A 12,162-nucleotide genomic window follows, 5' to 3' on the forward strand; every position below is an offset into this window, starting at 1 on the left:
GCTCGGCTGCGGGCACGCCGGGCCGGTCCGCCACCGTAAGTGCAGGTGGCAACGCTATAGGCCGGTTGACGCGCGGTGGTGCGCCGCATGCTCCTGCGCCGCATGTTCCTGCGTCGGAGACGGGGACGGGGCCGCGGTCTCTGTGGCATCCCGCAGCAGGACGTCGATCAACGTTACGGCGGCGTCCTTATCCAACGGGTTGTTCTTGTTCCCGCATTTCGGAGACTGCACACAAGAGGGACATCCGGACTCGCACTCACAGGCCTCGATGGCGTCCCTCGTCGCGGTCAGCCACACCTTGGCTTTCTCGAAGCCCCGTTCCGCAAAGCCCGCGCCGCCGGGGTGTCCGTCGTACACGAAAATGGTGGGCACCCCGGTGTCCGCGTGGATCGCGGTTGAGACGCCGCCGATGTCCCAGCGGTCGCTGGACGCAACCAGCGGCAGCAGCCCGATGGCGGCGTGCTCCGCGGCGTGGAGGGCGCCGGGGAACTGTGCCTCGATCAGGCCGGCACCGGTGAGCGACCGGTTGTCCATGACGAACCACACGGCTTTCGTAAACAGCTCCCGTGCCCCGAGCTCCAGGGGCTCCTCGCCCAGGACCTCGTTCGAAATCAGGGCCTTCCGTTGAAAGGAGACCACCTGCGTCGTTACCTTCACATCGCCGAAATGCACGGCTACATCCCCCCACTGGACCGACCGCTGGGTTTCGAGCACCTCAATCTGGGTGATGTCCCGGGCGGTGGTGTAGTAGTCGGGGTTGGCGCGGCGCACCACTACGCAGTGATCGGCCTCATTCAGGTCCTCCACCACATAGCTGTCGCCCTGATGGACATAGATTGCGCCGGTATGCGCCTGGTAGTGGGTTTGCGGCGAATCCATGGTTCCCAGCAGTGAACCCGTGTCCGCATCCACGATGCTCACCGGCCCTCCGCCGTCGGCCCTCAGGTTCACCATGCCGGCCGCGCTCTGGGGATGTGTCCAGAACCATCCGGCCGGGCGCCGCCGCAGGTAGCCCTGCGTCACCAGCTGTCCGAGGAGTTTCTCCGCCGTGGCACCGAAAAGAGGCAGCTCCGCCACGCCCAGCGGAAGCTCGGCGGCGGCTGCGCACAGGTGGGGTCCGAGCACATAGGGATTCGACGGGTCAAACACGGTCGCCTCGACCGACACGTCAAAGATGGCCTCGGGATGGTTCACCAGGTAGGTGTCCAGCGGGTCGTCGCTGGCCACGAAGGCGGCGATCGCGTCCTGCCCGGCGCGTCCCGCCCTGCCGATCTGCTGGAAGAGGGACGCCCTGGTCCCGGGCCAGCCGGCGACGAGCACTGCGTCAAGCCCCGAGATGTCGATGCCCAATTCGAGGGCCGATGTGCTCGAAATACCCAGCAGCTGCCCAGCCCGCAGAGCCTTTTCCAAGGCGCGGCGTTCCTCCGGGAGATAGCCGGACCGGTACGCCGCCACCCGTTGCGGCAGGCTCGGATCAACTTCGTCGAGTAGCCGTTTGGTGATCGACGAGATGGTTTCTGCGCCCCGCCGGGACTTGATGAAGGCAATGGTCCGGATCCTGGCCGAGACGAGGTTCGCAAGCAAGTCGGCCGTCTCGGCAACCGCGGTCCGGCGTTCCTTGGCGCCGTTCTCGCCCCGGATTTCGGTCAGGGCGGGCTCCCAAAAAGCCACCGTGGTGGAGCCGTGCGGTGAGGAATCCTCGGCGACGCCGCGGACAGGCGCGCCGATCAGCCGGCCAAAGGACGTCTCGGGTTCCGACGCCGTAGCGGATGCCGCGATAAAGACCGGGCCAGGGAAGGACGTGCCTGCCCCGTAATAAGCGCAGATGCGCCGCAGCCGACGCATCAGGTTGGCCACGTGGGATCCGAACACCCCCCGGTAGCTGTGCGCCTCGTCAACGATCACGTAGCGAAGCCGCCGGAAAAACCCGGCCCACCACGCATGGTTGGGGAGGATACCGAAGTGCAGCATGTCAGGGTTGGCCAGGATGAAGTTCGCGTGGTCCCGTATCCAGCGCCGCGACGCCGGGTCCGTGTCGCCGTCGTAGGTTTCTGCCCGGACAGTCGGGAGCTTCAACGACCGGATCGCCGCGAGCTGGTCTGCGGCAAGCGCCTTGGTGGGGGAGAGATAGAGGGTCACGGCGCCGTCGTCGTGGATTTTTCCGGGCTCCGACAGGACACGGAGCTCGGAACGGTGGATCGCGTCCAGCGCCGGCAGTTGGTACGCCAGTGACTTCCCGGACGCCGTGCCGGTGGCGATCACGACGTGCTCGCCGGCATGAGCGATGTTGGCCGCCCGGACCTGATGCCGGTAGGGCTGCTGGATGCCCAGGTTGCCGTAGGCACTCACAAGATCGGGATGGGCCCACTCAGGCCACGGTTCGTGCACCGCCTCGCGGGCCGGGATGGTCCGCACATGCCGGAGCTGCTCCGGGTCCGGGCCGCGGCCCAGCAAGGGAATCAGCGAGTCATGGGGGTTCACCCCAACATTCTTTCATCCGGGCAAAAATCGCCGCCCGTGCCCAAGCCCGAGTCCGCGTCTGAGCCTGTGCCGGAGTCAAAACCGGAACAGCCGGAGCCCGCCGAAAAGCCCGGCAGGAACGATGTCAGCTGACGGAAAGGTCGGCGCCCTCATCGGAGGCGGACAGCATCAGGACGTGGCACACCGAGGTCCAGCCAAGGTGCGAGTACAGCTTCTGCCCGTCGAGGGACGCCAGCAGCAGGCCGTCCTCCACATCGTGCGCATAGGCCTGGGCCGCGAGCGCCTTCATGATGAAGCTGCCCAGCCCGCGGCGTTGGAACGCCGGCTCGGTCACGATCTTGTCGAACACCGCGGTTCCCTTGACCACGAAGACCTGCCCGCTCGCCGCAAGTGTGTCGCCGGCGCGCACCACGGCATGGTGCACCCCGTTGGATTCGGACGTTTCCAGCGACAGTTCATCGTCGGATAGCCATGGGTCCTCGGCGTCCTGGGTTTCCATGTCCACCACCATCATGCTCTGGGACGCCGACGTGACATTGAGCCCGTGCTGCTCTGCCAGGGTTTTGTAGCGAAGAACGTCATTCGTCAGGATGGTCAGCACCCGGGCAGGAGCCTCGGCCGTCTTGGCGGCCAACGCGGCAAACTCAGCGTCCGACGGGTCTGAGGCAAAATACTCCCAGTCGCCGGTGGTGTCGGCACGCAGGGCGGCGGGGAAGCGACCTTCCGTGCCGGTCTCGTAGCCGCGGCAGCCTGCCCAGCCGGCTACCCAGACTTCAAGCAGATGAGTGATGTCTCCTACCATGGCTTCTGGCGTCATGTGATGAGACTATTCCAGCGCTGACACAAGCAACAGGGCTTTGGCACTTGCTTATGCAATTGTGATGGGCGCGCGCCGGCCACGTCGCGGCACAGTGCGGGGCGGCGTGTGGACGCCGAACAATGGCGCACGGTCCGCGTGCCTCCGCCCTGCACGCGCCCGTCATTCCTGGGGTTTCCCGACACCAAGTACCCTTAAATACGTGGCTTTGAACCGAATCGTGCTCTTTTACGGCTTTACCCCTATTGCTGACCCGGACGCCGTCCGGCTCTGGCAGCGAGCCCTCTGCGAGAAGCTGGGCCTCACCGGGCGAATCCTCATCTCCAAGGACGGCATCAACGCGACCGTGGGCGGCGAGCTCAACGCCGTCAAGCAGTACGTGAAGACCACCCGTGAATACAAGGGTTTCCACGGCATCGACGTGAAGTGGTCCGACGGCGGGGCGCAGGACTTCCCCCGCCTGAGCGTCAAGGTCCGCGACGAGATCGTTTCCTTTGGCGCCCCCGGGGAGCTGAAAGTGAGCCAGGACGGCGTCGTGGGCGGCGGGACGCACCTTAAACCGGAAGAGCTCCACGAGCTGGTGGACGCAAAGAAGCAGAGCGGCGCAGAGGTTGTCTTCTTCGATGGACGCAACGCCTTCGAGGCGCAGATCGGCAAGTTCAAAGACGCGATTGTCCCGGACGTCGCCACCACCCATGACTTCATCAAGGAACTCGATTCCGGCAAGTACGACTCCCTGAAAGACAAGCCGGTGGTCACCTACTGCACCGGCGGCATCCGCTGCGAGGTGCTCTCGAGCCTCATGGTGAACCGCGGTTTCAAAGAGGTCTACCAGCTCGACGGCGGGATTGTCCGTTACGGCGAGACGTTCAAGGACCAGGGCCTCTGGGAGGGCTCCCTCTACGTCTTCGACAAGCGCATGCACCTCGAATTCAGCGAGGACGCCAAGACCATTGGCGAGTGCGTCCGCTGCGCAGCGCCCACGAGCAAATTCGAGAACTGTTCCAACCCCAGTTGCCGCACGCTCACGCTGTACTGCGCCGGGTGCGCCTCCAGCCCGGAAACCCTGCGCTGCCCGGCCGGTTGCGCCGCCTGACCCCGGCTTCACAGCCAGTCACGTCGACGAAAAACCCTCAGCCCCATCAGATCCTGCTGATGCGGTAGGCGAAGTTTGCGTCCGACCTCGCCTCCACCGTCATCCGGAGCACGGAGTCCCTCGAAAGGTGCACAACGTTCACCCGCGACGTGCCGCATCGCAGGCTAAGGTCCACCAGTGCGAATTCGGCGTCGCGCACTGTAAATGAGACCCTTCTTTCGCTGCGGCAGGCGAGTGTCAGGGAGTATGTTCCGCTGGGCAGCTGTCCCGTAGACCCGCTCTTCACGTGGCCCGCGGCCACTGTCCCGTAGTTGACGTGGAAAACCTGGCCCTCGGCATCGGGCAGTACTTCCTTGGCCCACGCGTCGAGCGCGGCGCCCGAAACGGGCAGGTTCTCGAAGGGATCCCGCGGTATCGCCGCATCGGTAACCACAGGGGCCGGGGAAAGCTCACCGCGGCCGTCGTCGTAGCTGTATTCGCAGCCAGCCAAGGCCGCTGCGGCGGCCAGCACAGTGGAAACCACGACGGCGGCTGCCGGGGTCCGCTGTCGCGAGGCCGGCGAATCCCGCCCGACGAGACAATGCACGGAGAACATCCGCACCGTGGGCATACTCCGACTTTAAGCCTGCCCGCCGCGCGGGGCCAGAGGCGGAATCAGCCCCGTCGGCACTCGACTGCAAGCTACCGACTGGGGGCCAGGTGGTACGCGTAAATAAGCGGGGCGTCCACGCTCGACGTGCTGATCTCCACCGTCCCGGGGTCCGTCACCGTGATCTTCGCGGTTTCCCGGCTGCCGTTGCACGCTGCGCCGGCGTCCGCGACATCTTTTCCTGCGAGGGTCACGGCGAAGAACGCCTTGCCGCCGCCGTCGCACGTCACGGTCAGCGTGTAGCGGCCGGCCGGCACGTTGGCTGCCTCACGGATGATCCGGTCCCGGTTGAGAATCTTGCCGGAATCCTCGAGCACCGCGCCGCTGACGGGCGGCAGTGCAGTGGCCTTCCAGGCGGGCACGTCGGCGTTTTCGATCGAGACCACGGAGGAGCATGCGGTCGCCGCCAGCAAAAGGAGGGCAGCTGCCGCGGACCCGGACAGGACACGGGGCATCGCAGGAGAACATTCAGCCATGCATCCAACTTACCTTCTGCTGCGGACGGGATCGCTCCTGCCTCTCGCTGGCCAGCAGGCGCGGGAGGGTCGGGTCAGCGTCCCGCATGCCGCGATCCCACGAAAGAGACAAGTCTGTCTGCCTCCGTGAGGACCTTCGCCATTCCCGCGGACATGGCGAAGACCCGCTCGCCGCGGGACTCGAGCTGAACCGGGATGACGTCGGCGCGGGCTTCGGGCCCGGGCTGCGGTGGGTGCGTTGACGGCCAGGGGGTATGACCGGGCGCCGCGCCCGGTTCGCGATCGGCGCTTGCCTCCGAAAGTGTCAGGGCATCGATCTTGGCGCCGCCGATCTTGTCCAGCATCTGGTAGTCCTCTTCGGTGCAGAGATCGCTGGCGGCCAGGTGCTTGAGCGTGATCAGACCCACGACCGCCCGGCTAAAATCAGGGTCCATGGCGAGGTCGATGGCCCACTGCGTCCGTTGCCACCACTGGTCCCGGCGGTCCGCTTCACGCCGCTGGGCGAGGGTCCGCCACGCAATCCAGCCGGCGATGATGGCCGCCACAAGAGTGCTGAGCGGTGCGAATGCGGCCACGTACTCCAGCCATCCGGGATCAGCGGCCGCTCCCTGGGTTCCGAGCATGGCCCCACTTTAGCCTCCCGCCCCGACAAAATAGACCCGGCTAACTCGCCCAGGCCCACCCGGCCCGGTCAACAGGCAGGACCCGGGGGACCGAGCCCCGGGCATGGGAAATAGACTTGCCCGGTGACTGAATCAACGCGCTTTACGGCCGGAAACACGCCTGACGCCCCCCGCAGCGACCTCCCCGAACTCCTGGACGCCCTGGCCGCCGACCTGCGGGACATCGGCTACACGCTGGACGGTGTCGCTGACCTGCTCGGTACGTCGGCGTACGCGGCACTGGGCCGGGACCAGCTGATTCCTGCGCTGATCGTCACCGAGCAAGCCACCCACGGTGAGCCGCGCACGGCCGCGCTCGCCGCCGTCGTGCGTTTCTGGCTCCTGGCCGTTCCACAGGACGCCGGGGTTCTGGACACCGCCCTGCCGCGCGTCCGAACAGAAGGGCTGGTGGCGCTCGGTCTGGCCGAAGCGCTGGAAGGCCAGATCGCGGCCGCGGCCGACCTGCGGCCCTATGGCTGGGACTCCAACGAGGACGGCAGCGGCGGCGCTGAGCTGTGGGTGGCGAGCGACCTCGCCGCGCACCAGCGCCCGGGTGTGCTGCGGCACGACCACGTCCTCGGCATCGGGCAGGCCTCCACCACGTTGGTGCAGACCACCATCAGGCGGCACGCTGCCCGTGCTTTGGACCTCGGCACCGGGTGCGGCATCCAGACCTTCCACCTCCTGCATCACAGCGAGCACGTCACGGCGACTGATATTTCGGCGCGCGCCCTTGCGTTCACGCGGTTCAACCTCCTGCTCAACGCCGAGGCCCTCCACATAGACCGGTCACAGCCGGACGGCCGGGTAAGCCTGCGCCTCGGATCCCTCCTGGAACCCGTGGCCGGCGAGGAATTCGACCTCGTGGTGTCCAACCCGCCGTTCGTCATCACGCCCCGCAGCACCGGCGAAGCAGCGGCTGACCAATTCACGTACCGCGACGGTGGCCTGCCCGGGGACGACATCGTGGCGTCGCTGGTCCGGACGCTGCCCGGTGTGCTTGCCCCTGGCGGAACAGCCCAGCTTTTGGGCAACTGGGAGATCACGGCGGGCACTTCCTGGGAGGAACGGCCGCAAAGCTGGGCCAGTCCGGACACGGACGTCTGGTTCATCCAGCGCGAGCAGCTCGGGCCTGAGCAGTATGCCGAGACCTGGCTGCAGGACGCCTCGGAAAACCGGGACCGGCGCCACTACCAGGACGCCTACGCCGCCTATCTGGACGACTTTGCCGCGCGGGATGTGGGCGGGATCGGATTCGGCATGATCTGGCTGCGGCGGCCCGCCGGGGGAGAGCGGAGGGTTTATCGGTTCGAGGAGATCACCTATCCGATCGAGCAGCCCGTAGGGCCGCACCTGGGCGCCGGCGTCGACCGCGCGGACTGGCTGGCCGCCCACGACCTGTCCGAAACCCACCTGCTGGTCGCCGACGACGTCACCGAGGAACGCCACCAGCGCCCCGGCGCCGAGCATCCCGGTGTGATCCTGCTGCGGCAGGGAGCCGGACTCCGCCGGACCAACCTCCTGAGCACCGAGCTGGCCGGCTTCGTGTCAGCGTGCGACGGCGACCTCTCCGTGGGGCAGATCATCGGCGCCCTCGAGGCCCTGCTGGGCGGGGCGGACGGGTTCGACGGCGAGGCTTTCCGTGCCGGGCTGCTGACCGAAGTCGCTAACCTGGTCCGCGACGGCTTCCTGCTCCCGTCCGGCGGTGCCTAGCCCGGCTGGCTCCGCCGGCCCAGCGTTCACCCGGCCCGGAGGTTCCCGGCGCCGCGAGAATGTCAAGCATTTATTTCATAACTCGCTGCCGCTGGCTAGACTGGAAAGGTGAGTACTCAGACGCCCTCCGCGGAGCCGGCAAACACGATGACGCCCGGATCGGGTCCGGGACCGAAGCGCAGGCCACGCGAGGAAAAGAAAGTGGAGATCACCGATCCCAAGGCAATCCGGGCGCTGGCCCATGCCGCGCGGCTCGAGGTCATTTCCGAGCTGTACTCCACCCAGTCCAGCCACACGGCCACCGAACTTGCCCAGCAGACCGGGCTGACGCCGAGTGCCATGAGTTACCACCTGCGGGCCCTCCAGAAATGGGGGATCGTGGTCCCGGCGGAAACCGCCGGCGACGCCCGCGAACGCCGATGGAAGGCGGCTGGCACGGACTTCGCCATCAACTCGGGCGGGCGTGTGGCCAGCCCCGAGTTCGCGGTGATCGACCTCGAGCTGGATGCCTTCCGCCGCCGCGCCCACGCCTACGCAGCGGTCCGGAACGAGCAGCGCCAGCGCGGCGAGTCTTCCGAGTCGTCGTCCGTGGTGGTCCTGGCCAGCAACCTCCTTTACCTGACGCCGGGGCAGCGCAGCGAACTCACCAGGCGGGTCTTCGAATTGCTGCGCGAATATGAGCTTGAGGACCCGAGTGTCATCCCCCAAGGAGCCGAGCGGACCGCCACGATGTGGTCCATGATTCCGGACGACCGCGCGGTGGCAGAGGCGGCCCGGAACGGTGCTTCCGACGGGAGTTAAGTCAGCCCGTTTGGCAGTGACGGTGGCCACCTGTTTTCCACATGACAGCGCATGATTCTCCAAAATATGGTGAACTAGGCCAATATGGGCTCATCTGCCCGAGCAACCTTTTTCTGTAGGAGCACTGTGCCAAGCAAGGCCAAAACCGGCAAGAAACTCGTGATCGTGGAGTCTCCGGCCAAGAGCAAGACCATCGCCAAGTACCTGGGCGAGGGCTTCATCGTTGAGGCCTCCATTGGTCACATCCGCGACCTGCCGCAGCCGTCGGAACTCCCCGCGGAACTGAAGAAAACCTCCGTGGGCAAGTTCGCCGTCGACGTCGAAAACGGCTTCAAGCCGTACTACGTGGTGTCCCCGGACAAGAAGAAAAAGGTCGCCGAGCTCAAGGCCCAGCTCAAGGACGCCGACGCCCTCTATCTCGCAACCGATGGGGACCGCGAGGGCGAGGCCATCGCGTGGCACCTGCTGGAGGTCCTCAAGCCCAAGGTCCCGGTGTACAGGATGACCTTCGGTGAAATCACCAAGGAAGCCATCCACCGCGCCATGGACAACTTGCGCGATGTCGACGCGGCGCTCGTTGACGCCCAGGAGACCCGGCGCATCCTCGACCGCCTCTACGGTTACGAGATTTCCCCGGTGCTGTGGCGCAAGGTGGCGCGCGGCCTGTCCGCCGGCCGCGTGCAGTCCGTGGTGACCCGCATGGTGGTTGACCGCGAGCGGGAGCGCATGGCCTTCAAGGCGGCGTCCTACTGGGACCTGACCGGACAGTTCGGAGCCGACTCCGGCTCGTTCAAAGCGAAGCTCGCAGCGGTTGACGGCGCCAAGGTCGCCACCGGCCGCGACTTTAACGACGACGGCGAACTCACCTCACGCAATGTGGCCCACCTCAACGAGGAACTCGCCACGTCCCTGGCGGCCGCGCTGCAGGACGCCGACTTCCGCGTCCGCTCAGTCGATACCAAGCCGTACACGCGCCGTCCGGCCGCGCCGTTCACCACCTCCACCCTGCAGCAGGAGGCGGGCCGCAAGCTGCGCTTCTCGTCCAAGAGCACCATGCAGGTGGCCCAGCGGCTGTATGAAAACGGCTACATCACTTATATGCGTACCGATTCGTCTGCGCTGAGCGACGAGGCCGTCACGGCCGCACGGCGCCAGGCCTCCGAACTGTACGGTCCCGAGTACATTCCGCAGTCCCCCCGCGTGTACACCAGCAAAGCCGCGAACGCGCAGGAAGCCCACGAGGCCATCCGGCCCGCCGGTGACTCCTTCCGCACCCCCGCGCAGGTTGCCAAGCAGCTCAGCGGCGACGAGTTCCGCCTGTACGAACTCATCTGGAAGCGCACCGTCGCCTCCCAGATGGGCGATGCCAAGGGCTCCACGGCCACCATCCGCGTGGGTGCAGTGGCCTCCGACGGCCGCGACGCAGAGTTCTCGGCCTCCGGCACCGTCATCACGTTCCCCGGCTTCCTCGCCGCCTATGAGGAAGGCAAGGACGAAAGCCGCGGAGACGACGAGTCCGAGGAAGCACGCCGCCTGCCCAACGTGGCCAAGGGCGACTCCCTCACCGCAGCGGACATCGTGGCCGTGGGCCACGAGACCTCGCCGCCGCCGCGCTTCACCGAAGCCTCGCTGACCGCGGAGCTGGAAAAGAAGGGCATCGGACGCCCGTCCACCTACGCCTCCACGATCTCCACCATCCAGGACCGCGGCTACGTCCGGAAGCAGGGGTCGGCCCTGGTTCCCAGCTGGATCGCGTTCTCCGTGATCCGGCTGCTGGAACAGCACTTCACGGACTACGTGGACTACGAGTTCACGGCGGACATGGAAGGCGACCTCGACAAGATCGCCAACGGCCAGGCCGTTGGCGCCGCCTGGCTCCAGCACTTCTACTACGGTGAAGACGCCGATCCCGGCCTGCTGAGCATCGTGAACAACCTGGGCGAGATCGATGCCCGGGAAATCAACTCGGTGCCCATCGCGGAGGGCATCACCCTGCGCGTCGGCAAGTTCGGGCCGTACCTGGAAAGCTCCATCCCCACGGTCGATCCCAAGACCGGCGAGGTGGTGGAGTCTGCCCGCGCCAACGTTCCCGAGGACCTCGCCCCGGATGAGCTCACCGCCGCCAAGGCCGTGGAGCTCATGGAAACTGCCGCGCCCGAGGAACGGGTCCTGGGCGCCGACCCGCACACCGGACACACCGTCGTGGCCAAGAATGGCCGCTACGGCGCCTACGTCACCGAGGTCATCCCGGAGATGACGGAGGAGCAGCTGGCCAACCAGCCCGTTGAGTACTACAAGAACGGCAAGCCGAAGCCGCCGAAGAAACCGGTGAAGGCCAAGCCGCGCACGGGTTCGCTGTTCAAGTCGATGACCGTTGATTCGATCACCCTGGATGAGGCCCTGCAGCTCATGAGCCTTCCGCGGGCATTGGGCGCCGACGCCGACGGCAACGTGATCACGGTCCAGAACGGCCGCTTCGGACCGTACCTGAAGAAGGGCACGGACTCGCGGTCCATCGGCTCGGAAGAGGAAATCTTCACCATCACGCTGGAGCAGGCACTCGAGATCTACTCCCAGCCAAAGCAGCGCGGTGCCCGCGCCGCCGTGCCGCCGCTGGCGGAGTTCGGCCCGGACCCGGTCTCGGAGAAGAACATCGTGGTGAAGGAAGGCCGCTTCGGGCCCTACATCACCGACGGCGTCACCAACATCACCGTGCCCCGGAGCACCTCACTAGAGGAACTGACCCGGGAACAGGCTGTCGAGCTGCTGGCGGAAAAGCGGGCCAAGGGCCCGGCCAAGCGCACCACGACCACCACGCGCAAGGCCCCCGCCAAGAAGGCCGCGGCGAAGAAGTAGGGCGTGCCTGCTGGTTGAGCTTGCCGGAACCAAGGGTCTGGGCAAGCCCGACCAGCGTAGTTCGCGCCCAGGGGCGGCCGACCGGCGGGGGCGAATCCGGCCCGGAATTGCGCCCGTGTGCTCAACGTGGTCGAGTAGATACATGACTGAAACGCCCGGACCTGCAGACAACACGCCGCTGAACGACCTCGAGGAGAAGCTGGCCCAGGGGGACCAGCCGGATGCCAACCCGGTGGACGTCATCCTCTCCTTCCTCAACAACGAGGTCTATATCGTCAGCTCGGACGCCCTCGAGGGCGAAGACTCCCAGGTCGAGCCGCTCGTGCTCGGTAACGCGGAGGGCCAGCCCGTCCTGGCCGTGTTCTCGCACCCCAGCCGCGTTGACGCGCAGTACCTCGAAGCCGCCCCGAACGTCCTGGGCACGCAGGGCGCGGCGATCATCGCGAACATCGGGGACGAACTCGGCATGGTCATCAACCCGGGCGCCGCGTACGGCTTTGAGATCAACCCGGAGGGCATCGCCAACATCAAGCGTGACTTCAAGCGCGCCGACGAAGCTGAGGCCAACCCCGCCGGACTCGAAGGCGAATAGCCCGGCTCGGGGAACGGCA

10 protein-coding genes are annotated in these 12,162 nt (G+C 66.5%); 5 read left to right on the top strand and 5 right to left on the bottom strand.

Annotated elements, in window-relative coordinates; all coding sequences use genetic code 11:
* Positions 1 to 54: 54 nt before the first annotated feature.
* Together ABFP37_RS13630 and ABFP37_RS13635 are read right to left on the bottom strand one after the other, a co-directional pair.
* The gene (locus ABFP37_RS13630; RefSeq protein WP_347033896.1) at positions 55 to 2,481 is read right to left on the bottom strand and encodes a DEAD/DEAH box helicase; all 2,427 of its coding nucleotides are present in this window, start codon (positions 2,479 to 2,481) and stop codon (positions 55 to 57) included.
* A gap of 124 nt (positions 2,482 to 2,605) precedes the next feature.
* Positions 2,606 to 3,298, bottom strand: a complete 693-nt coding sequence (locus ABFP37_RS13635; protein WP_078026531.1) for a GNAT family N-acetyltransferase — start codon at positions 3,296 to 3,298, stop codon at positions 2,606 to 2,608.
* Positions 3,299 to 3,500: 202 nt separating this feature from the next.
* Between ABFP37_RS13635 and ABFP37_RS13640 the strand changes: the two genes are divergently transcribed.
* A complete protein-coding gene (locus ABFP37_RS13640) occupies positions 3,501 to 4,394 on the top strand; it encodes a rhodanese-related sulfurtransferase (RefSeq protein ID WP_347033897.1) in 894 nt (297 codons plus the stop codon).
* Between the two features lie 46 nt (positions 4,395 to 4,440).
* On the opposite strand, the gene ABFP37_RS13645 is transcribed toward ABFP37_RS13640, so the two are convergent.
* From ABFP37_RS13645 to ABFP37_RS13655, 3 genes are all read right to left on the bottom strand, one after another.
* Entirely contained in the window at positions 4,441 to 5,004 is a 564-nt protein-coding gene (locus ABFP37_RS13645; protein ID WP_078026529.1) for a hypothetical protein, read from the bottom strand.
* A gap of 71 nt (positions 5,005 to 5,075) precedes the next feature.
* Positions 5,076 to 5,519 (bottom strand): hypothetical protein, encoded by a 444-nt coding sequence (locus tag ABFP37_RS13650; RefSeq protein WP_347033898.1) that lies wholly within the window; start codon positions 5,517 to 5,519, stop codon positions 5,076 to 5,078.
* Between the two features lie 74 nt (positions 5,520 to 5,593).
* Positions 5,594 to 6,142 carry a hypothetical protein gene (locus ABFP37_RS13655; RefSeq protein WP_347033899.1) on the bottom strand — a complete coding sequence of 183 codons (549 nt, stop codon included), beginning with the start codon at positions 6,140 to 6,142 and terminating at the stop codon, positions 5,594 to 5,596.
* A gap of 123 nt (positions 6,143 to 6,265) precedes the next feature.
* On the opposite strand from ABFP37_RS13655, the gene ABFP37_RS13660 reads away from it, so the two are divergent.
* From ABFP37_RS13660 to ABFP37_RS13675, 4 genes are all read left to right on the top strand, one after another.
* Complete coding sequence (locus tag ABFP37_RS13660) at positions 6,266 to 7,894, top strand: methyltransferase (protein WP_078026526.1); 1,629 nt, start codon at positions 6,266 to 6,268, stop codon at positions 7,892 to 7,894.
* Between the two features lie 108 nt (positions 7,895 to 8,002).
* A complete protein-coding gene (locus ABFP37_RS13665) occupies positions 8,003 to 8,695 on the top strand; it encodes a winged helix-turn-helix domain-containing protein (RefSeq protein ID WP_347033900.1) in 693 nt (230 codons plus the stop codon).
* 126 nt (positions 8,696 to 8,821) lie between these two features.
* Entirely contained in the window at positions 8,822 to 11,551 is a 2,730-nt protein-coding gene (gene topA, locus ABFP37_RS13670; protein WP_347033901.1) for a type I DNA topoisomerase, read from the top strand.
* A 142-nt stretch (positions 11,552 to 11,693) separates the two neighbouring features.
* Positions 11,694 to 12,143 (top strand): SseB family protein, encoded by a 450-nt coding sequence (locus tag ABFP37_RS13675; RefSeq protein WP_078026523.1) that lies wholly within the window; start codon positions 11,694 to 11,696, stop codon positions 12,141 to 12,143.
* Positions 12,144 to 12,162: the final 19 nt, after the last annotated feature.

The sequence above is a fragment of the Burkholderia sp. RS01 genome, assembly GCF_039748055.1.
GTDB lineage: Bacteria > Actinomycetota > Actinomycetes > Actinomycetales > Micrococcaceae > Arthrobacter.